We start from the raw sequence: 26,452 nt of genomic DNA on the forward strand, positions 1-26,452 counted from the left end.
GTTCTCGGGTCGAGGACTCGGGACCGACGCGGTGCGACCGGGTCCCGGCGTTCCGTGTCACCCGGTCTCGCGGACCCGTCGACCGCCGCGTTCCGCCTCGGATGTCGAGAGCTCCAGGGTGAGGTCGCTCACGTGGCGTGAGTATATCCGTTACGCAGCACTCCCGGTCGGTACGGAATGTGTGACCCCCGGAACGTGCCACATCCCTCGCGTGAACAGGCTCGGACCCCGGATTCCCGGAGTTGTCCACCTGTGAAACATCTGCTCATCCAGACGTCACACCTTTGATGGACCCAGTGCTCGTGGCCTGCGAAGAAGTACGTATCCTGCCGCAAGTTGTCAGGTGGCCACCGCTGCCTAGCCATGCGTACGAGAGGACGTGATCGTGAACACCTCCACGGTTACGAACGAGCCGCGCGGGAAAGGGTTCTTCGGTCAACCCCCCGGTTTGTCCACATTGTTCTTCGTCGAGATGTGGGAGCGCTTCTCCTACTACGGGATGCGCGCCATACTCGCGCTCTACCTCTACACGGCGGTTACCCAGGGCGGCCTCGGCATGGCCGAGTCGGTGGCCGCGTCGCTGGTGTTGACGTACGGCTCTTCGGTCTATCTGACCGGTGTCGCCGGTGGCTGGCTCGCGGATCGTGTTCTCGGCGCGCAACGCGCCATCTTCTACGGCGGCGTGCTCATCATGCTGGGGCACGTCTGCATGGCTTTCCCGGGCGGTTACTACACCCTCGGCGCAGGGCTCGCGCTGATCGTGCTCGGCACCGGTCTGCTCAAGCCCAACGTCTCCAACGTCGTCGGTGGTCTCTACCACAAGGACGACGCGCGGCGGGACGCCGGCTTCTCCATCTTCTACACCGGAATCAACATCGGGGCCTTCGCCAGCCAACTGCTGACCCCGGCGTTGGCTGCCGGACCCGGATTCCACTGGGGCTTCGGCGCGGCAGCCGTGGGAATGGCGCTCGGGCTGGCGCAGTACGTGCTCGGCCGAGGACGCCTCGCGGGCGTGGGAAGTCAGCCGGTCAACCCCCTCCCGGCACACCGGCGCAACCAGGTTCTCGGGCGCGTCGGGCTCATCGCCGTCGCCGCGATAGTGGTGCTCGGTGCCGCGCTGGCCATCTTCGGAGTCACCGGCCTGATCAACACGATCACTCTGGTCTCGATCCTGCTTCCCGTCGCCTACTTCCTGGTGATGTTCCGCAGCAACCAGGTGACCAAGATGGAACGGGACCGGCTCCTTTCCTACATCCCGCTGTTCGTGGCCACCGCGGTCTTCTTCCTGCTGTTCGAACAGCAGGCGGCGACGCTGGTCATCGTGACCGACCAGCAGACGGACACCACGCTGTTCGGTTTCGACTTCCCGGTGGGCTGGTTCCAGTCCATCAATCCGCTGGCCATCATCGTGCTGGCACCGCTGTTCGCGTGGATGTGGACCAGACTGGGCAACCGGCAGCCGAGCACGCCGATCAAGTTCACCGGCGGACTCTTCTTCGTCGCACTCGGTTTCCTGTGGGTGGTCATCGCCGGGCTGTTCCGTGACGAACAGGGACTGTTGAACCCGTTGATGATCGCCTTCGTGTTCGTGCTGTTCACCGTCGGTGAGCTCATGCTCTCCCCGGTGGGGCTGTCGGCCACCACCAAACTGGCTCCGGACGCGTTCTCCTCGCAGACCATGGGCCTGTACTTCCTGGCTCCGGCGCTTGGGCAGGGAGTCGCGGCGCAGATCGCGAAGCTCTACTCGGAACAGCACCAGGACATGTACTTCGGCGGAGTGGCCCTGGTCACGTTCGCCCTGGCGGTACTGCTCGCGCTGTTGTCGCCGCGCGTCAAGAGCTACATGCACGGTGTGAACTGACCCGGCCCTCGCTGCCGCGCCCCGGTACTTCCCGCGCCGCGCACCCTTTCCGGTGAGGTGCGCGGCGCGGTTCCCTTCGTGAGCGGGACGGCGTTCGGGACCCCGTTGCCTCCCAGCCGGGCAGCAGTGCTCGACCACTCCGTCCCGCCCGGCTCGGGCCGTGCGGGATCACGGCAGCGCGAATATGTCGCCCAGCACGGTGTGCTCGGCGGTCAACCGGTCTTCGGCCGGACTGTCGTAGACCACGAACAGTTTCTCGCCGTCCGACTCCGAGACGACCGAGATTCCCTCGGCGTGATCGTCACCGGCTCCGTGGGGCAGTTCCAGCTCCACCGGCAGCTGCTCGGAACGCACCACCTCGGGAGCCTCGCTCTTCGCCGCGTCGCGCCAGCGATGCACCCGGATCGGTCCGTCGAGGTCCATGGACGGCCCCGCCAGTACGAGCAGGTCGTCACCGTGCGGGCACAGGTCCCGGATCCCGAGCCCGTCGAGATCGAGGAAGTGCTTGCGGTAACGCGATCCCCCGAAGCCGCCCAGGGTGAGCTCACCGGCCTCCGCTCCCTCGGTCGGTGTGATCTCCAGCAGCACGGCCCAGCCGCGCAGCACCGGGCCCCGCAGGCCGAGGAACAGATTCTGCCCCTTGACCGCGATCCCCTCGACGTCGAGCCCGTTGTCCTTGGCCGGTATCCGCAGGAACGGACTCAGGTGCGGGTCCACGGCCAACGCCTCGGTCAGGCTGTCCTTGCGGCGCGCTCCCAGCACGGCTGAGCGCCTGCCGTCCGAGGCCTCACGTACCAGTCGTGGCGGGCCGTCACCGTCGCGTTCCACCGCCAACCTGGCCACGATGTGCCGGTTCGCCTCGTCCCGGACTTTGGCCAGTCGTCTGGCCGCCTTGGTGTCGTCGTGTTTGGGTTTGATCTTCTTGCGCACCAGGCTGTGCGAACCCACCGCCCACAGCCAGTCCCCGCCCAGGCCGAGGCCTTCGATGTCGGCCTCCTCCGCGGCGGGACCGGGCAGCGGCACGAGATCGGCTAGCCGAAAGGTTCGCTGCTCACCGTAGGAATCCGGGTGTTCCCCCTCCGCGATACGCATTCGTTCCACGGTCGCGGTCTCGTCACCCGCCAACCACAGGCATCCGTCGTCGCCCCGGATCGCGGAGATGTTGACGTGTGTTTCCGCGTCCACCGACTCCTCGTGGAACCGCAGGGCCATCCGCCGTTCGATTTCGTGGTGCATGGTCCGCATTATGCTGCCTTCCCAGTGCTCCGCTCCGGCTGCGGGAGGCCGTTCGTCCGCGAGCACACGCCTCATCGCGCCGGTTCGGTTTCCCGGTGTTCGGCGACTCCGAACTCCCGCCCGAGGTCTTGCAGGATCCGGCCCACCCGGTCGAGCAGGTAGACCGTGCGATGCAGTGAGGTGGGGCCGGAGGGCAGGGTCTCCGCGATGTCGTGCAGCTCCTCCGTGCGCTCCAGCATCTCCTCGGCTATCTCGTCGAAGTTCCGAGTGCCTCGATCGGTCAGTGCCTCCGCCGCTTCCGCCATGCACCGGAGCAGTTCGACCAGCCTGTTTCGGGTGTCCTCGTCGATCATCTCGGCGCTGTTGCCCAGCACCACGGTGAGGTTGCGGATGTAGTAGGCACAACCGGACGCCATGGTCAGCTCTCGTTCCAGCCGACTTCCCTGCGAACGCACTCGCAACCCCGTCAGCGGCCGCGCGCTGCCGCGCAGTCGGTGGAACCGGTCGTCCAGTTCCCGTACGTCCTCGCGCAGCCCGGAGACGGTTCTGTCGGCCTCGACGTCGCCCCCGGCCCTGTGAAGCAGATCCCGCAGCTGCAGCAGGAAGTCCTCCGAACGCGAACGCACCACCGAGCGGGTGCTGGTGGGCAGGATCAGCACGGCCGCGACCACGCCTGCCGCCGCCCCTATCGCCGTTTCCACCAGCCGGGTCTCCAGCACCGCGACGGAGAAGGTGCCCAGGATCCCGTAGAGCAACCCGAGTGCGGTCGTGATGAAAAACGTCAGGGCGGCGTAGGAGTATCCGATGAAGTAGAACGCGAGGAACAGGCACAGCAGGATCAGCATCAGTTCGGTGGCCAGATACCCCGTCACCTGGGAGGCCACCAGAATCCCGGCCAGCACCCCCAACAGCGTGCCCGCGGTGCGTTGCCAGGCACGTACCAGCAGCTCACCGCGACTGTTGACGCTGATGAACACCACGAACGCCGTGATCACCGCCCAGTACCAGCGGTTCGGCGACACCAGCTGTCCGCCGATGATGGCCAGCGCCGCTGCCGTGGTCACCTGAACCGCCGTGCGTACCTCGAGGCGCCGGAGTCCGGTCTCGGAGTCCGGTGGTTCGTCCTGCTCGTCGGTGCCCTGCTCGGTTCCGGTGCTCTCGGGTGGTCCGGAGGCGGACTCGTCCGCGGTGTAGTCGCTGCCGAGCTCGGAGGTCGCCTCGGCCAGCTCGGCCAGCGCCGCACCGAGTCTGCGCACCGTCATGGCCAGTTCGGCCGATCCCTGCCGTTCCACTTCCTCGGCGACGCGCTTGGCGGCATTGCGGAATTCGGCGGGGTCCGTACGCAGCAGGTAGAGCAGCGGGGTCAGTGCGGGGACGGCTCCGGAAGGGTGATCGATCGCCCTGGTCAGTGGGGTGAGCAGGTTCTCCGCGGCCAGTTCGACGTTGAGCAGTCGCTGTCGCAGCCTGGTTCTGCCCCGCTCGTCGATGCCGGTCAGCTGTTCGACCGTGCCCTCGAGCATCAGCGCGGTTTCGTTCAGCCGGGTGAAACGGCTCTGCACTCGACGGCGCCGTGTGGTCGAGCCGGGGTGTTCGGCCAGATCGCGCACCGTGTGCAGCAGCGCATGCACCTGGGCCCTGATGGTCCTTCTGCCCCTGCGGAGTACTCCCTGCGGGTCGTCCCGCAGCAGTACGAAGCGCAACAGGCAGGCCGCCAGCGCACCGCAAACCGCGGCCAGCGCCATCACCGGAAGCTGGGAGAGGCTCGGGCGCAGGAACATCGCGAAGAAGTAGCCGAAGAACCCCACGAAGCCCAGCGCGAAGTAGCGCACTCCGAACCGGCGGACATAGGTGGCCGTGAAGATGACCACCAGAAAGATCAGTACCGACAGGAACGGGATCGGCCTGCTCAGGGTGGCCAAGGTCAGACTGACCGTGGTGGGGAGCGGCATCAGCAGCGTAGTGATCAACTTGCCGCGCTCGGTGGGATCGTTGACCGCCACGGAGGACTGGATGGCCACGATCGCGCCGATCAGTGCGCTGGGCAGCGCCAGCCCCAGCCACGCGAGCGTGGGCAACATGACCAGCAGGGTCAGGGCGACCGAGGAAACCACCCGAACGGCGGTCCGGAACCTGCGCAGTGCGGGGTCCGAGGCGACGAAGCGATTCCACCACTCGCTCCACATGCGTGCCTCCGGCTGCCGTCACTGACCGACTGCTTCTCCTCGGCTCGCGGTTGTCGGTCGCGCCGGGAGCGAGATTACGCCCGTAGTCGGTTCAGGGCATCGCACACGCCGTGCTCGCCCGGGATGGGGAGCGCCGGATCACACCTTGCCGCCACGGTGGCGACGTACGCTCTCCTCCACCAGATCCAGCACCGGATCCATGTCGTCGGCGGGGAACCCCATGGCCAGGTGCGAGACGAGTCCTTCCAGTACCAGCTCCAGGTACGCGGTGAGCACGTCCACATCGACGTCGTCACGCAGGTTGCCCGAACGGTGCTGCCGGTTGAGCCGTTCCCGGGTCGCGGCGGTGAGCTGTTCGGAACGTTGTGCCCACCTGCCGCGGAACTCCTCGTCGGTCCGCAGTCTGCGGGAGACCTCCAGTCGGGTGCCGAGCCAGTCCGCGCCGGGAACGCTTCCGCCGCCGTGCGGATCGGAAAGCAGGTTGCGCATCACCTGAACCAGTCCCTGCTCGGCCACGACGTCGGCCATCCGGCCCGCGTCGTCCTCGGCCAGCGCCAGGAAAAGCGACTCCTTGTCCTTGAAATGGTGAAAGATCGCGCCGCGGGAGAGCCCGGTGGCTTCTTCGAGCCTGCGCACGGTCGCACCCTCGTAGCCGTACCTGGCGAAGCAGGCACGTGCGCCGTCCAGAATCTGACGGCGTCGCGCCTGCAGGTGGTCCGAGCTCACGCGGGGCATGAACTGATCGTCGCAGCTCGCCGGTGTTCTTGCAATCCGTACGTACGTTTTGTGAACTCGTCCGCCCACTCACCGTGATCCGGGGTTTCGTAACAGCCGTCGCTCGCGGACCGCAAGTGGTGCGTATCCCCTCGAGCGACGGTAATGTCAACGTGTCCACCAGAACACAGGCGGTGATGGAACGTGGCCATGCCCATCGATCGGGATGATCCCGTCGACCCGGCGGTCCACGAGATACCCAAGTCGCGCTTGCGGAGCCGTGCCGACGCGGAGGCCTACGTTGCCTCGGTGTGCTTCAAACACGGTCCACCCCGCTGGCTCGGCATCGAACTCGAATGGACCGTCCACCATGCCGAAAATCCCCGAAAGCCGCTGGATCCCGAACGCCTCAGACGGGCCCTCGGATCCCACACTCCCGGCTCACTGGCCCCGGAAAGCCCGAACGACGGACTGCCGAACGGATCGGCACTGACTCTCGAACCGGGCGGCCAGATCGAAATCTCCAGTGCCGTGCACGATTCGATGAGTACGCTGCTGGAATCCCTGACGGGCGATATCGCCTACGTCCGCGAACTGTGTGGCCGTGCCGGCCTGGTGCTCGGCGCTCGCGGTATCGATCCCTGGCGCCCACCACGTCGACTGCTCCCGGTGGCGCGTTACGCGGCCATGGAGCACGCGTTCGAGCGCATCGGAAGTGGTGGCAAGCGGATGATGTGCAGTACAGCCGGCATACAGGTGTGTCTGGACATCGGCGAGCGGGACCGCCTCGGACCGCGCTGGGCGGCGCTGCACGCCCTCGGACCGGTCCTGACAGCGACGTTCGCCAATTCCTCCACCATGCTGGGAGGCGACACCGGATGGGCCTCGGCCCGGGCACGCTCCCTGCTGCACACCGATCCGCCCCGGACGCGTCCCGCGCCGATCACACCCGATCCGGCCGCGGACTGGGCGCGGCACGTGCTGGACGTTCCGGTGGTGTGTCTGCGACGCGACAACGGCGACTGGACCACTCCGAACGGGATCAGCTTCGCCGAATGGATCGGCGGTTCACTCGAAGAAGCCCCCACGCGCGATGACCTCGACTATCACCTGACCACCATGTTCTCCCCCGTACGTCCCCGCGGCTACTTCGAGGTGCGCTACCTCGACGCGCAGGAGGGGGACGAGTGGATGCTGCCCGCCGCCGCACTGATCGCCCTGTTCCGCAGCGAAACCGCCGTGGACAAGGTGATCGAGGAGACCTCCGAGGTCGCCGACAGATGGGTGGACGCGGCGCGTCACGGACTCGCCGATCCCGAACTCGCCCGGGCGGCCGAGGCCGTTTTCGACCTGGCCTGTCGTTGTTTGGAAGCCCTGCCCGACAGTCCCGCGGGGCTGGCCGAACGGGTTGCCGAAACCGTACGGCGGCGCCTCGAAACAGCCCGCGCGGCGCACGAGCCATCCACCACAGGAGGACGACGTGAGCACTATCGGCCCCGAATCGGCTGAACTCGCCCCGGACGATCTCAAGAATCGCGTCGCCGTTGAGCTGGAGCGGACCAGGCAGCGCAGCATCTCCCTCACCGACGCGGTCGACGACGACGATCTCGTCGCGCAGCACTCCCCGTTGATGTCGCCACTGGTCTGGGACCTGGCCCACGTCGGCAGCCAGGAGGAGCTCTGGCTGGTGCGGGACGTCGGTGGACGCCCCGCACTGCGCCCCGACATCGACGATCTCTACGACGCCTTCCAGCACTCGCGGTGTGATCGCCCCCAACTGCCACTGCTCGGTCCCGGCGAGTCACGCGACTACATCGCGACCGTCCGCGACAAGGCCCAGGACGTGCTGCACCGGGTGCGTCTGGAGGGCGGACGTCTGGTGGAACGGGCCTTCGCCTTCGGCATGATCGTGCAGCACGAGCAGCAGCACGACGAGACCATGCTGGCCACTCACCAGTTACGACGCGGCGAGCCCGTGCTGCACGCTCCGGAACCACCCTCGATGGCCGAAACCCCGCTGCCGTCGACGGAAGTGTTCGTCCCGGCGGGCGGCTTCACGATGGGAACGTCCACCGAGCCCTGGGCGCTGGACAACGAACGCCCCGCCCACCCCGTGCACGTGGCCGACTTCTGCATCGACACCCACCCGGTCACCAACGCGGACTTCTTCCGTTTCATCGAAAGCGGCGGGTACCAGCAGTCCCGCTGGTGGAGCGAGGCGGGGTGGCGACACCGCGAACACGCACGACTGAGCGCCCCACTGTTCTGGCGCCGCAGTGGGGACACCTGGTGGCGCCGCCGGTTCGGCCGGATCGAGCCGGTTCCGCCCGACGAGCCCGTGGTGCACGTCAGCTTCCACGAGGCGCAGGCCTACGCCAACTGGGCGGGCAAGCGGCTTCCCACCGAAGCGGAATGGGAGAAGGCGGCTCGGTTCGATCCCGCCACGGGGAAGTCCATGCGCTATCCGTGGGGTGACTCCGAACCCACTCCCGAACGGGCGAACCTGGGCCAGCGGCACCTGCGTCCCGCCCCGGCGGGTGCCTATGCCGCCGGGCGGGCGCCGTGCGGCGCCGGGCAGCTGATCGGTGACGTCTGGGAGTGGACGTCCTCCGATTTCGCCGCCTACCCGGGTTTCGAGGCCTTTCCCTACCGCGAGTACTCGGAGGTCTTCTTCGGTACGTCGCAGAAGGTGCTGCGCGGCGGATCGTTCGGAACCGACGCCGCGGCCTGCAGGGCAACCTTCCGTAACTGGGACTTTCCGATCCGGCGGCAGATCTTCGCCGGATTCCGCTGTGCACGCACCCCTTCGCGGGCCGAACTCGACTGAGCGGACGTGGCCATGTGCAGACATGTCGGATATTTGGGCCCGCCGGTGGGATTGGACGAGCTGCTACTGCGTCCGTCCCACGGCCTGCTCGAACAAACCTGGGCGCCGAACGACATGCGTCTGGGAGGAACAATCAATGTGGACGGTTTCGGGGTCGGTTGGTACCGCGCCGACCGTGCCGAGCCCAGTAGGTATCGCGCAGTGGGGCCGATGTGGGCGGACGAGAACTTCGCCGCCCTGGCTCCCGAGGTGTCGGCGGAAACCCTGGTCGGCGCCATTCGATCCGCCACCAGGTCGACCTCGGCCGAGCGGACGGCCTGCGCTCCGTTCCGAGCGGGGCGTTGGCTGTTCAGCCACAACGGATCCGTGCCCGGTTGGCCGGATGCGCTGGCCGAACTGGCCGAAAAGCTCGACCCGGTGCGGTTGCTGGCATCGGAAGCACCCGTGGACTCCGCGACCGTCTGGGCGTTGTTGTCGCATCGGCTCTTCGAAGGACAGTCCCCCGCCGACGCGGTTCGCGACACGCTGGTCGAAGTGGTCCGTGCCGTTCCCGACGCGCGGATGAACATGCTGCTCTCCGACGGGAACCTGTTGATCGCAACCACCTGGACGCACTCGCTGTCGGTGTGCCGGACCGACCGCGCGGTGGTCATCGCGTCCGAACCCTTCGAACTACCAGCCGTCGCCCGCGACCAGCGCGATGGTTCGGTGCGGGAGGAATCGTCGTGGCATGCCGTGCCGGACGGTCACCTCGTCGTGGCCGACCGCGAGGAGACCTCGCTGACTCCGTTGCCGGACATCGAACTGCGAGACAGCCCGACCCCCGAGAGCAGGTAACCGGATGCGCGCCGTCGAACTGATCAACCACCGTTCCGAGGCCGATGTGGCTCGCGAACTACGCGCCGACGCCAGGGACGGACTCACCGCCGACCCGAAACGCTTACCGCCGAAGTGGTTCTACGACGCCCACGGCAGTGAGCTCTTCGAACGCATCACCGAGCTCCCGGAGTACTACCAGACCAGGGCCGAGTACGAGATCCTCGAGACGCACGCGCTGGACATCGTGGAGCGCACGGGTGTGGACACCCTCGTCGAACTCGGTTCCGGATCCTCCTACAAGACCAGGCTGCTGCTCGACGCGATGCGCAAGAACGAGAAACTGCGGCGCTTCGTTCCGCTCGACGTCTCGGCCTCCGCCCTGCGCGGCGCGCTGGAAGCCATCGCGGCGGACTATCCGGAACCGGCGCTGTACGGGATCGTGGGGGATTTCGACACCGCACTGGCGGCACTGCCGGAGGAGGGCACGCGGTTGGTCGCGTTGCTCGGCGGGACGATCGGAAACATGCGTGCTCGGCAGCGGGTACGGTTCCTGCGCACCGTTCGGGAAGCGTTGGCGGCGGGGGAGTGGCTGCTGCTCGGGACCGACCTCGTCAAGGATCCCGCGCGGCTGCAGCGTGCCTACGACGACAACGCCGGGATCACCGCCGAGTTCAACCGCAACGTGTTGCACGTGCTCAATCGCGAGCTCGACGCGGATTTCCCGGTGAGCGAGTTCGAACACGTCGCCGACTGGAACGGAGAACGAGAACGGATCGAGATCGGACTGCGTGCTCCCCGCGCCATGCGGGTGCGGCTGGCCGAACTGGACTCCACGATCGAGCTGGCCGCCGGTGAAGTGATCGAGACCGAGATCTCGGCGAAGTTCCGGAGGGAACGTGTCGCCTCCGAACTGGCCGAAGGGGGGTTCGAACCGGTCGAGTGGTGGACCGATCGAGCCGGGGACTTCGCGGTGTCGTTGGCCCGGAGCCGTTGAGGACGTCGCTTCGGCGCGTTCCGTCCTGTGGTCCAGCCCGGTTTCACTCGGCCGGTCCGCCCGGTGTCCCGGAATCGGGTGGCAGCCCGGGCGCGATACTCGCCGCGGCTTCCTGCGGTGACGAGGTGAGCATCAGACACGGCAGGCAGGGCATGCCCGCGGGACGGTCCGCCGTCTCGGCCACCGTGTCCGGGATGCGCAGTCCACAGTGGGTTGACCAGTGTTCCGGAAGTTCGCCGTGCCCCGTCGCGTCGTCGAGGGTGCAGAGATGGACCTGTCGCTGCGATTCACCCACGAGCCCCGCACGGTACCGAACGGCTATCGTTCTGCTCATGCGGTCGCTCCGACACGTTCCTTGGCCACGTCCATGCACGCGTCGCAGGTGGGCCACAGCCAGTTGAGCTCGTTCGACGCTGCCGCCACGACCCGCTTTCCGCACAACGTGTCGAGTCTTTCCCCTTCGTCGTGCTGCTTGCCTCCGGGGAGGGGGCCTGCGATGGCGTGTCGCTGTTTCTCGGCGGGTTGCCAGTGATGTTTGAGTTCACTTGTCATGATCACACCTCCATGACGGGAGACGCGCGAGCCCGCTGAGGGTGATGCACGTGGACGTATACTGTGACCGTTTTCACCCGTCGGAATGAGCCGGGATTCCGAAGACGGAGGCTCCCCGTGTGATCCTAGTCCTTCTCGAAAGAGCTCGACGCCGTGGGGCCGTCCGAGACGGGCCCACGGCGCCGAGGGTGAACTCCACGAGCCGTCAGGAGTTGACCATGTTCCGCAGCACGTACTGCAGAATGCCGCCGTTGCGGTAGTAGTCGGCCTCACCGGGGGTGTCGACGCGGACGTCCGCGTCGAACTCCACGGTGCCGCCGTCCTCCTTGGTGGCGGTCACCTGCACCGTGGACGGGATCTCGCCCTCGTTGAAGGTGGTGATCCCGTTGATGTCGTAGTGCTCGGTGCCGTCCAACCCCAGCGACCTGGCGGTGCTCCCGGCCGGGAACTGCAGCGGGACGACGCCCATGCCGATCAGGTTCGACCGGTGGATCCGCTCGAACGACTCCGCGATCACCGCGCGCACGCCGAGCAGCGCGGTGCCCTTGGCGGCCCAGTCCCGGGAGGAGCCGGAGCCGTACTCCTTGCCCGCCAGGACGACCAGCGGCGTGTCCTCGGCGGCGTAGTTCTGCGCAGCGTCGTAGATGAACGCCTGCGGACCGCCCGGCTGGGTGAAGTCGCGGGTGTAGCCGCCCTGCACGTCGTCGAGCAGCAGGTTGCGCAGCCGGATGTTGGCGAACGTGCCCCGGATCATCACCTCGTGGTTGCCCCGGCGTGAACCGTAGGAGTTGAAGTCCTTGCGCTCGATGCCGTGCTCGCGCAGGTACTGCCCCGCGGGGGAGTCGGGCTTGATGGCGCCCGCGGGCGAGATGTGGTCGGTGGTGACCGAGTCCCCGAGCAGGGCGAGCACCCTCGCGCCGGATATGTCGGTGACCGGGTCCGGTTCCGACCCCATGCCCTCGAAGTAGGGGGGCTTGCGCACGTAGGTGGAGTCCTGGTCCCACTCGAAGGTCTCACCCTCCGGGGTTGGCAGCTCCCGCCAGCGCTGGTCGCCCGCGAACACGTCGGAGTAGTCGTTGGTGAACATCTCCTGCGTGATCGCGGAGTCGATGGTGCTCTGGATCTCCTGCGGGCTCGGCCAGATGTCGTCGAGGTAGACCGGCTTGCCCGCCGTGTCGTGCCCCAGCGGGTCGTTGGCGAAGTCGAAGTCCATCGTGCCCGCCAGCGCGTAGGCGATCACCAGCGGCGGCGAGGCCAGGTAGTTCATCTTGACGTCCGGGTTGATCCGACCCTCGAAGTTGCGGTTGCCGGACAGCACCGAGACCACCGAGAGGTCGTTGTCCTGCACCGTCTGCGAGACCTCGGTGGGCAGCGGCCCGGAGTTGCCGATGCAGGTGGTGCAGCCGTACCCGACCAGGTGGTAGCCCAGCTTCTCCAGGTAGGGCCACAGCCCGGCCTTCTCGTAGTAGTCGGTGACCACCTGGGAACCGGGGGCCATCGAGGTCTTGACCCACGGCTTGGTCTGCAGCCCCTTGTCCACCGCGTTGCGCGCGAGCAGCGCCGCGCCCAACATCACCGAGGGGTTGGAGGTGTTGGTGCAGGAGGTGATGGAGGCGATCACCACGGCACCGTGGTCGAGCTCGAACTCGCCCCGCTCCCCCGAAGTTACCTTGACGGGTTTGGTGACCCGGCCGTCGGAGCCGTCGGCAGCCGAGAACAGCTTGGGCTTGTCGCCCTCGTCGTGGTGGGTCACCGCGGGTGCGTCGCTGGCGGGGAAGGATTCCTCGCCGGCTTCGTCCAGAGCGCTGTCGTCCGAGTTGACCTGGACGTAGTCACGCAGCGAGCCGCGGAAGGAACTCTTCGACTCGGAGATCGCGATCCGGTCCTGCGGGCGCTTCGGGCCGGCGATGGAGGGCACCACGGTGGAGAGGTCGAGTTCCAGGTACTCGGAGTACTCGGGCTCGTGGTTCGGGTCGTGCCACAGGCCCTGTTCCTTGGCGTAGCTTTCCACCAGGTCCAGCTGGTCCTGCGGGCGGCCGGTGAGCTTGAGGTAACGCAGAGTTTCCTCGTCGATCGGGAAGATCGCCGCGGTGGAGCCGAACTCGGGGCTCATGTTGCCGATCGTCGCGCGGTTGGCCAGCGGGACGGAGGCGACCCCGGAGCCGTAGAACTCGACGAACTTGCCGACCACACCGTGCTCGCGCAGCATCTCGGTGATCGTCAGCACCACGTCGGTGGCGGTGGCGCCGGGCGGGATGTCGCCGGTGAGCTTGAAGCCGACCACCTTGGGGATGAGCATCGACACCGGCTGTCCCAGCATCGCCGCCTCGGCCTCGATGCCGCCGACGCCCCAGCCGAGGACGCCCAGGCCGTTGACCATGGTCGTGTGCGAGTCGGTGCCCACGCAGGTGTCCGGGTAGGCCTGGCCGTTGCGGGCCATCACGCCCCGCGCCAGATGCTCGATGTTGACCTGGTGCACGATGCCGGTTCCGGGAGGAACGACCTTGAACTCGTCGAAGGCGTTCTGCCCCCAGCGCAGGAACTGGTAGCGCTCCTTGTTCCGGCCGTACTCGAACTCGACGTTGCGTTCGAACGCGTCCGGTTTCCCGAAGACGTCGATGACCACGGAGTGGTCGATGACCAGCTCGGCGGGAGCGAGTGGATTCACCGAGGAAGCCTGCCCGCCCAGCTCGACGACGGCCTCGCGCATGGTGGCGAGATCGACCACGCAGGGGACACCGGTGAAGTCCTGCATGATCACCCTGCCCGGGGTGAACTGGATCTCGGTGTCCGGTTCGGCGGTGGGCTCCCAGTTGCCGAGTGCGCGTACGTGTTCGGCGGTGATGTTGACACCGTCCTCGGTACGCAGCAGGTTCTCCAGCAGGATCTTGAGGCTGTACGGCAGCCGCTGCGCGCCGTCGACCGCGTCGAGTCGGAACACCTCGTACGAGGAGTCGCCGACACGCAACGTGTCACGGGCGCCGAAGCTGTCCTTGCTCGCAGGTGCGGTCACGTTCCACTCCATCTCGTGACGGGCGTGCGCAAGTTCGGGAACGGCACGGGTCCGGAAAAGTCTCGCGCACTTCGGTGTTGCGTGCGCGCGGACCCTTGCTTCAGTTTAAACAGTACGCTTGTCCTGTATTCGTGCTCAAGGCAGGGTCAGGCGAAATCGAGCCCGGAATGTGGCCGTGCGCGTAATCTCGCGATTTTTGCCCGGGCGAGTGGTGTGGCCGGCGCGTCCCTTCGAGATGTCCGAGACATGTGCCGTACGCCACGGGGGCGTTCGGCCTCAGGAGTCGTCGTCCGCGTCGTCCTCGGTGCTGGGCAGTTCCGCGAGCTGCGCGCGCAACCTGCGGGACCACTCCAGGTCCCGGGCGAACGTCGCGTCGTAGTGGTCGATACCGTGAGGCGAATTCATACAGTCACTATTTCGATTCGTTTCGTGGTTGCTTTCACTCTTGGGAGGGTGTGCCGCAGGTGTCCTTCTGACGTTGCGTACACGAAGTGCCGGGTCGAGGTTACCGGCGCACACTGGTGGGTAGACACCTGACGTGCGAATACTCATGGATGCGGTGTCGAGCGAAGGAGCTTTTCCCGCCGAGCGGCAGCAGGACGGTCAACAGTGACCCTCCCGAGCGGGCCGCGTTCGTCCGGCACCGCAACCCAGTGATCCGTACGGCATCGGCCTCTCGATGACGGAAGGTGGGTCGACAATGAAGGCGGTCGTTTATCAGGAACCCTTCTCGGTGGATATCTCCGAGGTGGCTGATCCCCGTATCGAACACCCCAATGACGTACTCGTCCGAGTGACCTCCACCGCTATCTGCGGCTCGGACCTGCACATGTACGAGGGCCGCACCGCGGCCGAACCGGGCATCGTGTTCGGCCACGAGAACATGGGCATCATCGAGGACATCGGCAGCGGGGTCACCTCACTGCAGCGTGGTGATCGCGTGGTCATGCCGTTCAACGTCGCCTGCGGATTCTGCCGAAACTGCATGGAGGGCAACACCGCGTTCTGCCTCACGGTCAACCCCGGTTTCGCCGGGGGCGCCTACGGCTACGTGTCGATGGGGCCCTACACCGGCGGGCAGGCCGAGTACCTGCGTGTTCCCTACGCCGACTTCAACTGCCTGAAACTGCCTGCCAACGGGGAACACGAGATCGACTTCGTACTGTTGGCCGACATCTTCCCGACCGGCTACCACGGCTGTGAACTGGCACAGGTCATTCCCGGGGACAGCGTGGCGGTCTACGGTGCGGGCCCGGTGGGGCTGATGGCTGCCTACTCGGCTCTGTTGCGCGGCGCTTCCCGCGTGTTCGTGGTGGACCGCATTCCCGAACGGCTCACCAAGGCCAGCGAGATCGGTGCGATACCGGTGGACTTCAGTCGTGGCGATCCGGTCGAACTGATCAAGGACCAGACGGAGGGATCCGGAGCCGACAAGGGGGTGGACGCCGTCGGATACCAGGCGCAGGTCGCCGACGCCTCCAGGGAAGAGCCCGCGACGGTGCTCAACTCGTTGATCGAGAGCGTCCGTCCGACAGGGCGCCTCGGTGTCCCGGGCCTCTACGTTCCCTCCGATCCCGGTGGCCCGACCGAGAACGCCAGGCAGGGCATGCTCTCGGTCGAGATGGGACGCATGTTCGAGAAGGGCCAGGTCATGGGGACCGGGCAGTGCAATGTCAAACGCTACAATCGTCAGTTGCGTGACCTGATCATCGCCGAGCGGGCGAAGCCCAGCTTCGTGGTTTCCCACGAACTGTCACTCCGGGAGGCTCCCGGCGCCTACACCAAGTTCGACCAGCGCATCGAGGGCTACACCAAGGTCGTGCTGCATCCCTGAGTGAGGCTCGCCTCCGACCCGTGCCCGGCCTCCCGGTCGGCACGGGTCTTTTCACGCACGGGAGGCGAGCCTTCGACGAGTACGCGCTGCCCTCGCCCGGATGTCTGCCGTGGGCGGCCGGAATCCTCCTGGCGGTATCGGCGTCGATACCCCTACCGCGAAATCGTGTCGAAAACCGCGTTTGGCACCACAGGTCTTGGTGATTTCGCGAGAATCCGACGGGGCGCGGTAGGGGAGCGTTCCCGTCGGTAAGGCGACACCAGGAGAATCCACGTTGGACAAGATCGGTGACTGGATCGACGGCCGGCTACACTGGCACGCCTACGTCGAGGCGGATGATTCCGCCGCCGAGCGCAGCGATCGGACGAAGCGGTTGTCACGCAGCCCGGATCGTGTGCTGCACACCCCCGACGACGCCGCCGAGTGGCTGGCCGAGATGACCCGCAAACACGCTCAGCGGCGCCGAATACGGTTGCTCGGTGAACGCGCCTGGGCCGAACTCGCCGACGAGGACCAGCTCAGTCGTGATCTCGAGCGAGACCTGGAAGTGCTCTGTCACGGCCATTCGCTCTACACCGACGTGCCGCGGGAGACCGACCGGCTGCGACTGCACGTCGAGGCGGTCGACAGCAGCGAGTGTCGCCTCACGTGCGGGTAGGGCCGTCCCTTCCCGCGGCCTGGAGGCAGCGATCGGTCTCGCCAACCGCCTCGAGAAGCTCGATAGAATCTCTGTTCGAACCGGCACCACCCGCTTGGGAGGACATCATCGACGGGCAGCACCCCGAGGGCGACCTCGGCGACGACCCGGATCTGTCCAGGCCGAACCTGGCGCGGATGTACGACTACTTTCTCGGTGGCTCAGCCAATTTCGAGATCGACCGGCGGGTCGCGGAGGAGGCGGCCGAACGCGCGCCCGCCTCGGTGACCTTCGCCGTCGAGAACCGGGCGTTCCTGCGGCGGGTGGTGCGTTACCTGCTCGACGCGGGAGTCGACCAGTTCCTCGATCTGGGCTCCGGTGTTCCCACGGCCGGCAATGTGCACGAGATAGCGCACGAGCGGGCGCCGTGGGCGCGAGTGGCCTACGTGGATCACGAGCCGGTTGCCGTGGCGCATGCCCAACGACTGCTGCGTGACTCTCCCAACGTCACGATAACCAGGGCCGACGCGCGGGACACCGCCACCGTGCTGAACGCGCCCGGGGTTTCCGGGCTGCTCGACTTCGACCGTCCGGTGGCGGTGCTCGCGGTGGCGTTGCTGCACGCCATTCCCGACCACGACGATCCCGGAGCTATGCTCGCCGCCTACCGTGATGCCTGCTGCACGGGCAGTGCCGTGGCCGTGTCCCATCTTGCCGGAACAGCGTTCACGTCGGATGAGCAACAGGCCGTGCGCGAACTGCTCGAGGCCACCCCCACTCCGGTAACCCTTCGTGACCGGGAAGCGATCGGTCGGCTGCTGACCGGATACCGGCTCGTCGACCCCGGACTGGTGCTGCTGCCCGACTGGCGCTCCGACGACGAGAATCCACCGCGCCATTCCGCGGCTCACGCCAACGGGTACGCGGGGGTCGGCTGGTGTTGATGCGGGGTGAGCGCGCGCCTGCTTCGGGAGGGCGGCGATGAACGCGAGACGGTTGCGCGGCCTCGGCCTCGCCTTCGCGATCGCTTCGGCGCTGTTCTTCGGCGGGTCGGGACCGTTCGCGAAACCGTTGCTGGTCGCCGGCCTCGGTTCGCTTCAGGTCACGTGGCTGCGCCTCGCGGGGGCGGCGCTTTTGCTGTCGCCGCTGTTGTTCCGGTACCGCTCGGCGGTCCGCTCCGCCCCCGTGGCCGTCGCGGGCTACGGAGTGTTCGCCGTCGCCGGGGTGCAGGCCTGCTACTTCGGAGCCATCGCCACCATCCCGGTGGGAGTGGCACTGCTGATCGAATTCCTCGGGCCCGTCCTGGTGTTGGCGTGGGCTCGTTTCGTGCTGCGGCGCCCCGTCACTCCGATGGCGGTGCTCGGTGTGGTGCTGGCAGTGACGGGGTTGGCGTTCGTGGTGCGCGTCTGGGCAGGCGTCGCACTGCATCCCGTCGGATTGCTACTGGGGTTGGGGGCCGCGGCGTGTCAGGCCGCGTATTTCCTGCTCTCCGAGAGCACCGCCTCGGTCAGACCCAGCGCGCTGGCGGCGTGCGGCCTCCTCGTCGGTGCTCTCGTCATGACCGTCCCTGCCCGGCCGTGGCGCATGGACTGGTCGGTGTTGACCTCACGGGTCGAGCTGGCCGGGCACCAGCTGCCCGCGGCGTTCGCGGTGGTTTGGATCGTGCTCGTCAGCACGGTGTTCGCCTACCTCACCGGCATCGTGGCGGTGCGGGGGTTGTCCGCGCCGATCGCGGGTGGAGTGGCCTATCTGGAACCGGTGGTGGCCACGGTGCTCGCCTGGTGGTTGCTGCACGAGACCCTGCTGCCGGTCCAGTTGTTCGGTGGTGTGCTGGTGCTGCTCGGAGCGTTCCTCGCGCAGTGGGGCGCACCTCCCCGCCCAGTGGATTCCGTCGGTGCGACTACGGAGGAAACCCTGTCGGACGGGCGGGTGTGAACGGTTCCGGGAAGGGTCGTGTGCTCTCACGCAGGAACCAAGGGTGGCCGAGCGGATCCACGCCACCGAACCCGACCATCCGGCGACCTCGACCGACGCCCGGACGGGGGCCTGACCTTACCTCGAGGCCAACGTGCCCGCGCTCGACCTCTACTCGGTCAACGCCTACTCCGATGTCTGCGGGGTCAGCCACGACTGGAACTCCGGCGGTTACAGCAAGCCCTATCTCGTCACCGAGACGGTACCGCCCGGCGAGTGGGACGTCTCCGCCGACGTCTCGGTTCCGGACGGTGACCCGATCGGCTACCAGGTGATGATCAACAGTAAGTACATGGACGGGAGTTCGGCGCTGGTGCCCGCGCCGAACTGCACCGGTTCGAGAGCCCCTTACCCACCCGCCAACGTCACCGATGGGGACGAGTCGACCCGGTGGGCAAGTGACTGGAGCGAGCCACAGTGGCTCCAGGTCGATCCGGGCTCGGCGAGACCGTTCGTCACGCCGTGGGCCCCATCGCGGCTCGCGCCGGGCCGCCACGACACGTCTCGAGGTAGCGACGGACGATCAGTCCTGCCACCTCGGAGTGCCCTCCCAGGGTTCCGGCCACCGCCCTCGAGGGCATCTCCCGAAGCCAGCGGTGGAACAGGCCAGGGGCGAGCAGATAGGGCGCGAGGAACTCCCCGCCGCCTCCGCGCGCGCAGACCTCGGAAGTGCGTGGTCGCGCCGAGGTGATGTAGGTCGCCGGCAGTGGCTCGCCCTGGGGACGAACCAGTTCTCCGAGCAGTCCGGCGGCACGATCCACATCGCCGAGCGCGTGTTCGTCGGAGGACCCCGCCGCGGCGAACACCACCGGCTCGCCGGGGCGCCATCCGACCTCCCACAACCTGTGCAGCATCACCCGCGCCAACTCCGGTGCCGGTCCCAACGGATCGGTCACCCGCACCTCGGCCTCGTGCGCGCTCTCGGCGAGCTGGCCGGGAAGATCGGTGCGTACGTGATATCCGGAGGCCAGAAAGGCGGGAACGGCCACGACCCGTCCGTTGACTCCCCGCAGTGCTTCGGCCACCGTGGGGCCGACCACGTCCACATTGGCGGTGCGTACCGGCACGCCCAGCCGGCTCCCGGCGGTGTGAGCCAGTTGGCGGATCACCCGCCCACCCCGTGGGTCTCGGGTGCCGTGGGCCACCAGCAACAGGGTGGCATCGTTCTCCGAGGTGCCGTTTCCGCCTGGTTGGAACTCGCACGGGCCGGTCAATCGGTGCCCACCTCGACTACACCGGCGCGGCAACGTACGGGATAGATCGGCAGCCTGGTTCCCGGATCGTCGAGACATTCCCCGCTTCGCAGCGAGAAAACCTGTTTGTGCATGGGGGAGGAGACGGTCGGTTCCCCCCGGCGGTCCCCGACGATGCCGCGGCTGATCACGCCCGCACCGCTGAAGGGATCCACGTTTCCCAGCGCGAACAACTCGTCGTCTCCGGTACGGAACAGCGCCACGGTGTGTCCTCGCACGAGTGCGGCCACTCCGAAATCGGTGGGCACATCGGGTTCTCGGCACACAACATGCCACCTCATGCCGAAACCTCCTCGGTGACTCGGTCCTGTCCCGGCTGCGCGACCGGCGTCGGAAGATCGATCGGTTCGGGACGGATCTGGCCGCGTTCCTCGGTGAAACTGATAGTGGGATCGGGCGAGTCGGGTGCGTTGACGAACGAGACGAAACGGGAGAGCTTCTCGGAGTCATCGAGCACCGCCCGCCACTCGTCGGTGTAGCTGGCGGTGTGGCGGGCCATGGCGGCCTCGAGCTCGGCCACGATTCCCAGGCTGTCCTCGACCACCACTTCGCGTACATGCTCCAGCCCGTTGTCGAACGACTCGATCCAGCCCGCCGTCCGCTGCAGGCGTTCGGCCGTGCGGATGTAGAACATCAGGAAGCGGTCGATCAGCCGGATCAGTTCCTCGTCGGTGAGATCCGAAGCCAGCAACTCGGCGTGCCTCGGTTCGAATCCGCCGTTACCGCCCACGTAGAGGTTCCAGCCGCGTTCCGTGGCGATTACCCCGAAGTCCTTCGACCTGGCCTCGGCACACTCCCGCGCACAGCCGGACACCCCGGCCTTGATCTTGTGGGGAGCCCGTAGCCCCCGGTAGCGCATTTCCAACCGGATCGCCATGGTTACCGAGTCCTGCACGCCGTAACGACACCAGTCGGTGCCCACACAGGACTTGACGGTTCGCAGGGCCTTCCCGTAGGCGTGGCCCGATTCGAAGCCGGCTTCCACCAGTCTGCGCCATATCTCGGGAAGGTGCTCCACCCGCGCGCCGAACATGTCGATACGCTGACCGCCGGTGATCTTGGTATAGAGGCCGAACTCGGTGGCCACCTGCCCCAGCGTGATCAGCTTGTCCGGTGTGATCTCGCCGCCCGGCACGCGGGGCACCACGGAGTACGTGCCGTTGCGCTGCATGTTGGCGAGGAATCGGTCGTTGGTGTCCTGCAGGCCGGCCTGCTCCTCGTCGAGGATGTGCGAATTCACCGAGCTCGCCAGAATGGAGGCCACCGCCGGTTTGCAGATGTCACACCCCCGACCGGTGCCGTACTCGGCCACCAGACGGGAGAACGTCGTTATGCCGGTTGCCCGTACGATCTCGAACAGCTCCGACCTGGACTGCGCGAAGTGTTCGCACAGGGCGTCCGAAGTCGCCACTCCCGCTTCGTCCAACAGGCTCTTCAGCATCGGGACGCAGGAGCCGCAACCGGTGCCCGCCTTGGTGCACGACTTGAGACCGGTCACGTCCTCGGCCGCCCCCGACGCTATGACCGCGGCGATGTCCGTCTTGCGCACGTTGTGGCAGGAGCACACCGTCGCCTCGCCCGGAAGAACCCCGGTGCTCGGCCCACCGGACCGCGCAGCGGGTAGCAGCAGTTGTTCGGGTGGTGCGGGCAGTGCGGTTCCCGTCAGCGGTCGCAGCGTGTCGTAGGCACTCGCGTCGCCGACCAGCACCCCGCCGAGCAGTGTGCTCGCGTCGTCGTCCAGCACGAGCTTGGCATAGGTGCCTTCGGCGTTGTTGGCGTAGACGACTTCCAGGGCCCCCTCGGAAGTGCCGTGCGCGTCACCGAAGCTGGCCACGTCGACCCCGACGAGTTTCAGCTTGGTCGCGCCGTCGGCACCCTGGAACTCGGCATGGCCGCGTTCGGTGAGTTGATCGGCCACCGCCGCGGCCATCCGGTAGCCGGGAGCGACCAAGCCGTGGCACTGTCCCCGCACCGCCGCGCACTCGCCGATCGCCCAGACACGTGGATCCTCGGTTCGGCAGTTGCCGTCGACCAGAAAACCACCGCGTCCCCCGCGCGGTAGTCCCGCCGGTTCGGCGAGCTCGTCGCGAGGTCTGATTCCAGCCGAGAACACCAGCAGCTTCGTCGCGATCTCGGTGCCGTCGGTCAACGTCACCGAACCGAGTTCGCCGTCCACACCGGCGTGGGCACCGGAGGTGGCCACGCCGGTGTGGACTTCGAGTCCCAAATCGCCGACGAGCCGTGCCAACACGGCTCCACCGCCCTCGTCGACCTGCACCGGCATGAGTCGTGGTGCCACCTCGACCACATGAGCCCGCATTCCGAGAGCCCGCAGGGCGTCGGCGGCCTCCAGCCCGAGCAGCCCACCTCCGACCACCACGCCGTCGCTGCCGGGGACCGCAGCCGAACGGATACCGTCGAGATCCGCCAGCGTGCGGTACACGTGGCAACCCTCGAGATCGGAGCCCGGAACCGGTGGTACGAACGGGCGTGATCCGGTGGCCAGCACCAGCGCGTCGTAGCGCAGCGTCTCACCGGCAGTGGTGGAGACCGTTCGGGTGGCTCGGTCGATGTCGGTGGCGCCCACCCCGGTGCGTAGCTCCACCCGTCGATCCTCCAGGGTCCCGGAACTGAGCAGGCTCAGTTCCTCGGCGGTGGACCCGGTCATGTACGAGGACAGCCCCACCCGGTCGTAGGCGGCGTACGGCTCCTCGCCGAGTACCACGATCCGCCAGTTCTCCGCAGAGTCGCGTTCGCGGATCTCCTCGACCAGCCGGTTTCCGACCATGCCGTGGCCGATGATGACGAGTGTCTTGCTCATTCCGCACCCTCCTGTTCCGGGGAGTCGGTTCCGCTCGGGACACGTTCGGTGGTCGATACGGCCAGTGAGCCGCACAGTTCGCGGACGGCGCCGGTGCAGCTTCCGCAGCCGGTGGTGGCCCGTGTGACCGCGGCGAGAGCGGCCACGTCTCGCGCTCCGTCGCGGTAGGCCGCTGTCAGCGTGGAGCGGGATACGTTGTTGCAGTGGCACAGCACCGGATCGGCCGGTACGCTGCCTGCCGTTCCGAAACCGGTGGGCAGGTCGAGCAGCGTCGCCAGCCGGTCGGAAGGGACCGGCATGCCGGTGTCGTGCAGCTGGCTGAGCGTGGCGATCGCTTCCGGCAGACCGAGCAGGGTGGCCGCCACCAGTCGGTCCTCGCGCAGCGCCAGCCGCGCGTAACGCCGTCGCTTCGGATCGTTGAACGTGACGTGTTCGACCTCGTGGTCTTTTCCGGTGAGCAGTTCCGGAGATCCGATCGAGGCGAGTTCGAGCCCCGCCCCGCGAGCACGTAGCACCCTGCCGGCTCCGTGGGGCTGCGGCGGGATGTCGTTGCCACTTCCCAGCAGGATCGCCGCCAGTGCCTCGGCCTGTTCCCACCACTCTAGGAGTGAGCCCGCCACGCCCGGGGGCGGTTCCGCGCAGCCCCCCAACGCGTGAACCCGGGGATCGCCGGTTCGCAGTTCGGAGTCGACCACGATTCCCCTCGAGACCTCGAGTCCGGATTCACCCGCCGGGGCGGTGTCCGGTCGTGTGCCGGTGCGCAGCACCAGAGCCTCGGTGGAAACGGCCTCACCCGAGGCCAGCACCAGTTTTCCCGGCAGGAACTCGCTCGCGGTCTCACCCGGTAGTACGTTCACCCCGTTGTCGCGCAGCGTGTCCGCGACGATTCTTCCTGCGGCGCGGTCCAGTCGCCGCGGGAGCGGGTGCTGTTCGCGGTGCAGCAGTGAGACCTCGTAGCCGGCCGTGGCCAGCGCGTGTGCCGTCTCCACCCCGTCCAGACCGCCGCCGAGCACGGTGACCGAAGCGTCGGCCGCCAGCTGACCGCGCATACGAATACCCTCGTCGGGTTTTCGCAGTGGCCAGGTTCTCCCGGCCGGTAAGCCTTGGTCCGAGACTCCCGGCAGGTCCGGCACCACGGCGCGGGTTCCGGTGGCCAGCACCAGTACGTCGTAGTCGTACATCTCACCGGCCTCGGTACGTACCCGCCGTCGAGTCCGGTCGATGCTCGTGACCCGCGTGTTCCGGTGAACCCGCGCCGGGGAGGGGTGCTCCGGTAGCGCCGCGAGCTCCGGGGCTAGCCCGTGGGCCAAGACGGTGGGCAGCAACGCGGGATTGTGGGGCCCCTGCTCGGCGGCGTCGAGCACGGTGATACTTCCCGGGTAGTCCTGTGCCGTCAATCGTTCGACCAACCGGTGTGCGGCGGGACAGTGTCCGATGATCACGAGTCGTGGCATGCGCGCACCTCCTCGGCGACCGAGATCGACACTGCCGCCACCTTGAACTCGGGAATCCCACTCCGGGGATCGAGCACCGGGTTGGTGAGCAGATTCGCGCAGCCGGACCCGCCGTAGTGGATCGGCAGGAAGAGCGTGTCCGGGCGGATCGAACCGTCGAGTCTCGCCCGGGCGAGCGTCGTGCCACGGGCGGAACTCACTCGCGCCAGCTGTCCGTCGTGCACCCCCCGGCGTGCCGCGGTGTCCGGGTGCAGCCGTACGAACGACTCCGGTTCGTCCGTGGCGAGTTCGGCGACACGCCGGGTCTGCTCACCCGTCTGGTAGTGCCCCGAGATCCTGCCGGTGGTGGCGACAAGCGGGTACTCGTGATTCGTGTCCTCAGCGGGTCCGTGCCAATCGACCGCCGCGAAACGGGCCCTGCCGTCCGGGTGCGCGAACGATTCCAGGAACAGGCGAGGAGTTCCCGGATGCGGTGTCGAGGCCTGCTCGTCCGGCGTTTTCGGGCACGGCCAGTGCAACGCCTGCCCGGAGTCGAGGCGTTCGTAGTCGATCCCCGAGTAGTCCGCGGGACCACCGGCCGAGGCCCGTGCCAGTTCGTCGAAAACCGTGCTCGGCCGGCTCGGGAAGCGGCTCTCCGGTTGCCCGAGGCGACTCGCCAGTTCCCGCAGGACCTCCAAATCGGATCTGGCGCTTCCCGGAGGCGGCAGCAACGCCCGTCGGCGCAGCACCCGTCCCTCCAGGTTGGTCATGGTGCCTTCCTCCTCGGCCCACTGCGTGACCGGCAGCACCACATCGGCCATGCGGGTGGTCTCCGAGGGAAGGAAGTCGGCGACCACCAGCAGATCCAGTTTCGACAGCTGCGCTCGTGCCAGCCCGGCGTGGGGCGCCGACAGCACCGGATTGGCGCCGAACACGAGCAGGGCCCGGATGCCCCCCGGCGTTCCCGCAGACTCCAGCAACCGGGTCGCCGGTATCCCCGGCCCCGGCAGGGTTTCCTCAGCAACCCCCCACACCTCGGCGACATGTGCGCGTGCGCGCGGGTCGGTGATGGAACGGTAGCCGGGCAGCTGGTCGGCTTTCTGCCCGTGCTCCCGACCACCCTGACCGTTTCCCTGCCCGGTCAGACAGCCGTAACCGCTGCCCCTCGTTCCGGGCAGGCCCAACACGAGGGCGAGGTTGATGAACCCGGACACGGTGTCGGCGCCATCTCCGTGCTGTTCGGAGCCGCGGCCGGTGAGTACGTAGGAACTCCGTGCTCGGGCCAGCATCCGCACCGCCTGCCGCTGTGCCGATACGGGAACTCCCGTCACCCGCTCGACCCGTTCCGGCCACCAGGTCACCGCTCGGGCCCAGCTCCGCTCGAATCCGGTGGTGCGCCGTGCGGTGTACTCCGAGTCGTGCCACCCCTCGGTCACCGCGATGTGCAGCAATCCCAACGCGAGCGCCAGATCGGTGCCGGGACGCGGCCGCAGATGCAGTTCGGCCCGTTCCGCCGTGGCGCTGCGGCGGGGATCGACGACCACCAGCCGGGCCCGTTCGAGGTGCTGCATCAGCGGCGGCATCGTCTCGGCCGGGTTGCCTCCCGCGAGCAGGATCACCTCCGCGTCGCCGAGGTCCGTGACGGGGAAAGGCAGGCCGCGGTCCACCCCGAAGGCCGCGTTACCCGCGGTCGCCGCGGCGGCCATGCAGAATCGCCCGTTGTAGTCGATACGGCTGCTTCCCAGTGCCACCCGGGCGAACTTCCCCAGTGAATAGGCCTTTTCGTTGGTCAAACCGCCGCCGCCGAAAACCCCTACGGCGTCCGGGCCGGACTCGGCGGTGATCTCGTCGAGGTTGCTCCCGATCCGGTCCAGCGCCTCCTCCCAGCCCACCGGAGCGAGCTCACCCCGCCCGGTACGCAGCTGCGGTTCGTGCAGGCGGTCGGCACTTCCCAGAACCTCGGGGGCGGTCCATCCCTTGCGGCACAACCCACCGCGGTTCACGGGAAACGACGACGGCGAAACCGAGACCGCACCCGCGCGCTCGCTCAGCTCCGTACCGCACTGCAACGCGCAGTAGGGGCAGTGGGTAGCTACTTGGTGTCGTGTCATTCGCCGCCTCCCGAGGTCCGCACGGTCGCCGGCGGCGCCGTGACTCGGCTCTTCCGTCGTGGTCGACGGATTCGTTGGAAACTCTAGGGTGATCGTGTTTCGCGGCCCAGTGTCTCGTGTTGCGCTTCGGAAAAGCAGGGTTACTCAAATTTCACGGGGCGAGCGCGGACGTGTGCGTTCGTTCCTCGGC

At 67.5% G+C, this 26,452-nt stretch carries 21 protein-coding genes; 9 read left to right on the forward strand and 12 right to left on the reverse strand.

What is annotated here, in order from left to right:
- Positions 1–379 precede the first annotated feature (379 nt).
- A complete protein-coding gene (locus BLR41_RS20260) occupies positions 380–1,861 on the forward strand; it encodes a peptide MFS transporter (RefSeq protein ID WP_092631678.1) in 1,482 nt (493 codons plus the stop codon).
- Between the two features lie 168 nt (positions 1,862–2,029).
- On the opposite strand, the gene BLR41_RS20265 is transcribed toward BLR41_RS20260, so the two are convergent.
- From BLR41_RS20265 to BLR41_RS20275, 3 genes are all read right to left on the reverse strand, one after another.
- Complete coding sequence (locus tag BLR41_RS20265) at positions 2,030–3,097, reverse strand: DUF3616 domain-containing protein (RefSeq protein WP_092631942.1); 1,068 nt, start codon at positions 3,095–3,097, stop codon at positions 2,030–2,032.
- A 71-nt stretch (positions 3,098–3,168) separates the two neighbouring features.
- On the reverse strand, positions 3,169–5,280 hold the full coding sequence (locus tag BLR41_RS20270; RefSeq protein WP_092631680.1) for an FUSC family protein: 2,112 nt from the start codon (positions 5,278–5,280) through the stop codon (positions 3,169–3,171).
- A gap of 138 nt (positions 5,281–5,418) precedes the next feature.
- On the reverse strand, positions 5,419–6,015 hold the full coding sequence (locus BLR41_RS20275; RefSeq protein ID WP_092631683.1) for a TetR/AcrR family transcriptional regulator: 597 nt from the start codon (positions 6,013–6,015) through the stop codon (positions 5,419–5,421).
- Positions 6,016–6,204: 189 nt separating this feature from the next.
- On the opposite strand from BLR41_RS20275, the gene egtA reads away from it, so the two are divergent.
- Genes egtA through egtD form a run of 4 tightly spaced genes read left to right on the forward strand, consistent with a single transcriptional unit; the run spans position 6,205 to position 10,634 of the window.
- Positions 6,205–7,503 carry an ergothioneine biosynthesis glutamate--cysteine ligase EgtA gene (gene egtA, locus BLR41_RS20280; RefSeq protein ID WP_143013148.1) on the forward strand — a complete coding sequence of 433 codons (1,299 nt, stop codon included), beginning with the start codon at positions 6,205–6,207 and terminating at the stop codon, positions 7,501–7,503.
- Entirely contained in the window at positions 7,475–8,821 is a 1,347-nt protein-coding gene (gene egtB / locus BLR41_RS20285) for an ergothioneine biosynthesis protein EgtB (protein ID WP_092631686.1), read from the forward strand. Before egtA ends, egtB begins: the two co-directional genes overlap by 29 nt.
- 12 nt (positions 8,822–8,833) lie before the next feature.
- Complete coding sequence (gene egtC, locus BLR41_RS20290; protein ID WP_092631689.1) at positions 8,834–9,658, forward strand: ergothioneine biosynthesis protein EgtC; 825 nt, start codon at positions 8,834–8,836, stop codon at positions 9,656–9,658.
- Positions 9,659–9,662: 4 nt separating this feature from the next.
- Complete coding sequence (gene egtD, locus BLR41_RS20295) at positions 9,663–10,634, forward strand: L-histidine N(alpha)-methyltransferase (protein ID WP_092631692.1); 972 nt, start codon at positions 9,663–9,665, stop codon at positions 10,632–10,634.
- Positions 10,635–10,677: 43 nt separating this feature from the next.
- On the opposite strand, the gene BLR41_RS20300 is transcribed toward egtD, so the two are convergent.
- The 4 genes from BLR41_RS20300 to BLR41_RS23745 all read right to left on the reverse strand — a co-directional run bounded on the left by BLR41_RS20300 (position 10,678) and on the right by BLR41_RS23745 (position 14,604).
- Positions 10,678–10,968: a hypothetical protein gene (locus BLR41_RS20300; protein WP_092631695.1), complete on the reverse strand. Its 291-nt coding sequence runs from the start codon at positions 10,966–10,968 to the stop codon at positions 10,678–10,680.
- Positions 10,965–11,186 (reverse strand): HC3 family zinc finger protein, encoded by a 222-nt coding sequence (locus BLR41_RS20305; RefSeq protein WP_092631697.1) that lies wholly within the window; start codon positions 11,184–11,186, stop codon positions 10,965–10,967. Before BLR41_RS20305 ends, BLR41_RS20300 begins: the two co-directional genes overlap by 4 nt.
- 205 nt (positions 11,187–11,391) lie before the next feature.
- Positions 11,392–14,199 (reverse strand): aconitate hydratase, encoded by a 2,808-nt coding sequence (locus BLR41_RS20310; RefSeq protein WP_092631946.1) that lies wholly within the window; start codon positions 14,197–14,199, stop codon positions 11,392–11,394.
- Positions 14,200–14,475: 276 nt separating this feature from the next.
- Positions 14,476–14,604 carry a hypothetical protein gene (locus BLR41_RS23745; RefSeq protein ID WP_281240975.1) on the reverse strand — a complete coding sequence of 43 codons (129 nt, stop codon included), beginning with the start codon at positions 14,602–14,604 and terminating at the stop codon, positions 14,476–14,478.
- 295 nt (positions 14,605–14,899) lie between these two features.
- Between BLR41_RS23745 and BLR41_RS20315 the strand changes: the two genes are divergently transcribed.
- The 4 genes from BLR41_RS20315 (at position 14,900) to BLR41_RS20330 (ending at position 18,605) form a co-directional block, all read left to right on the forward strand.
- The gene (locus BLR41_RS20315; protein WP_092631700.1) at positions 14,900–16,033 is read left to right on the forward strand and encodes a glutathione-independent formaldehyde dehydrogenase; all 1,134 of its coding nucleotides are present in this window, start codon (positions 14,900–14,902) and stop codon (positions 16,031–16,033) included.
- Positions 16,034–16,307: 274 nt separating this feature from the next.
- Positions 16,308–16,691 carry a hypothetical protein gene (locus BLR41_RS20320; RefSeq protein ID WP_092631703.1) on the forward strand — a complete coding sequence of 128 codons (384 nt, stop codon included), beginning with the start codon at positions 16,308–16,310 and terminating at the stop codon, positions 16,689–16,691.
- Positions 16,692–16,867: 176 nt separating this feature from the next.
- Positions 16,868–17,614 carry an SAM-dependent methyltransferase gene (locus BLR41_RS20325; protein WP_092631949.1) on the forward strand — a complete coding sequence of 249 codons (747 nt, stop codon included), beginning with the start codon at positions 16,868–16,870 and terminating at the stop codon, positions 17,612–17,614.
- Positions 17,615–17,651: 37 nt separating this feature from the next.
- Positions 17,652–18,605: an EamA family transporter gene (locus BLR41_RS20330; RefSeq protein ID WP_092631705.1), complete on the forward strand. Its 954-nt coding sequence runs from the start codon at positions 17,652–17,654 to the stop codon at positions 18,603–18,605.
- A gap of 494 nt (positions 18,606–19,099) precedes the next feature.
- Here the strand turns inward: BLR41_RS20330 and BLR41_RS20335 are convergent, their stop codons facing one another.
- Genes BLR41_RS20335 through BLR41_RS20355 form a run of 5 tightly spaced genes read right to left on the reverse strand, consistent with a single transcriptional unit; the run spans position 19,100 to position 26,262 of the window.
- Positions 19,100–19,858 carry a sirohydrochlorin chelatase gene (locus BLR41_RS20335; protein WP_245694619.1) on the reverse strand — a complete coding sequence of 253 codons (759 nt, stop codon included), beginning with the start codon at positions 19,856–19,858 and terminating at the stop codon, positions 19,100–19,102.
- Complete coding sequence (gene nirD / locus BLR41_RS20340; protein ID WP_092631711.1) at positions 19,855–20,178, reverse strand: nitrite reductase small subunit NirD; 324 nt, start codon at positions 20,176–20,178, stop codon at positions 19,855–19,857. The genes BLR41_RS20335 and nirD overlap by 4 nt, the downstream gene beginning before the upstream one ends.
- Entirely contained in the window at positions 20,175–22,718 is a 2,544-nt protein-coding gene (nirB, locus tag BLR41_RS20345; protein WP_092631714.1) for a nitrite reductase large subunit NirB, read from the reverse strand. Before nirB ends, nirD begins: the two co-directional genes overlap by 4 nt.
- Positions 22,715–24,172: an FAD-dependent oxidoreductase gene (locus tag BLR41_RS20350; RefSeq protein ID WP_092631717.1), complete on the reverse strand. Its 1,458-nt coding sequence runs from the start codon at positions 24,170–24,172 to the stop codon at positions 22,715–22,717. The genes nirB and BLR41_RS20350 overlap by 4 nt, the downstream gene beginning before the upstream one ends.
- A complete protein-coding gene (locus tag BLR41_RS20355; protein ID WP_092631720.1) occupies positions 24,157–26,262 on the reverse strand; it encodes a molybdopterin oxidoreductase family protein in 2,106 nt (701 codons plus the stop codon). The genes BLR41_RS20350 and BLR41_RS20355 overlap by 16 nt, the downstream gene beginning before the upstream one ends.
- Positions 26,263–26,452: the final 190 nt, after the last annotated feature.

It is taken from the genome of Actinopolyspora mzabensis (assembly GCF_900101095.1).
GTDB classification, from domain to species: Bacteria; Actinomycetota; Actinomycetes; order Mycobacteriales; family Pseudonocardiaceae; genus Actinopolyspora; species Actinopolyspora mzabensis.

Excerpts from the sequence above, each read along its gene's own strand:
- BLR41_RS20265 (WP_092631942.1), bottom strand. The coding sequence starts at position 3,097 with ATGCACCACGAAATCGAACGGCGGATGGCCCTGCGGTTCCACGAGGAG.
- BLR41_RS20270 (WP_092631680.1), bottom strand. The coding sequence starts at position 5,280 with ATGTGGAGCGAGTGGTGGAATCGCTTCGTCGCCTCGGACCCCGCACTG.
- BLR41_RS20275 (WP_092631683.1), bottom strand. The coding sequence starts at position 6,015 with ATGCCCCGCGTGAGCTCGGACCACCTGCAGGCGCGACGCCGTCAGATT.
- egtA (WP_143013148.1), top strand. The coding sequence starts at position 6,205 with ATGCCCATCGATCGGGATGATCCCGTCGACCCGGCGGTCCACGAGATA.
- egtC (WP_092631689.1), top strand. The coding sequence starts at position 8,834 with ATGTGCAGACATGTCGGATATTTGGGCCCGCCGGTGGGATTGGACGAG.
- egtD (WP_092631692.1), top strand. The coding sequence starts at position 9,663 with ATGCGCGCCGTCGAACTGATCAACCACCGTTCCGAGGCCGATGTGGCT.
- BLR41_RS20300 (WP_092631695.1), bottom strand. The coding sequence starts at position 10,968 with ATGAGCAGAACGATAGCCGTTCGGTACCGTGCGGGGCTCGTGGGTGAA.
- BLR41_RS20305 (WP_092631697.1), bottom strand. The coding sequence starts at position 11,186 with ATGACAAGTGAACTCAAACATCACTGGCAACCCGCCGAGAAACAGCGA.
- BLR41_RS23745 (WP_281240975.1), bottom strand. The coding sequence starts at position 14,604 with ATGAATTCGCCTCACGGTATCGACCACTACGACGCGACGTTCGCCCGG.
- BLR41_RS20315 (WP_092631700.1), top strand. The coding sequence starts at position 14,900 with ATGAAGGCGGTCGTTTATCAGGAACCCTTCTCGGTGGATATCTCCGAG.
- BLR41_RS20325 (WP_092631949.1), top strand. The coding sequence starts at position 16,868 with ATGTACGACTACTTTCTCGGTGGCTCAGCCAATTTCGAGATCGACCGG.
- BLR41_RS20330 (WP_092631705.1), top strand. The coding sequence starts at position 17,652 with ATGAACGCGAGACGGTTGCGCGGCCTCGGCCTCGCCTTCGCGATCGCT.
- nirD (WP_092631711.1), bottom strand. The coding sequence starts at position 20,178 with ATGAGGTGGCATGTTGTGTGCCGAGAACCCGATGTGCCCACCGATTTC.
- nirB (WP_092631714.1), bottom strand. The coding sequence starts at position 22,718 with ATGAGCAAGACACTCGTCATCATCGGCCACGGCATGGTCGGAAACCGG.
- BLR41_RS20350 (WP_092631717.1), bottom strand. The coding sequence starts at position 24,172 with ATGCCACGACTCGTGATCATCGGACACTGTCCCGCCGCACACCGGTTG.
- BLR41_RS20355 (WP_092631720.1), bottom strand. The coding sequence starts at position 26,262 with ATGACACGACACCAAGTAGCTACCCACTGCCCCTACTGCGCGTTGCAG.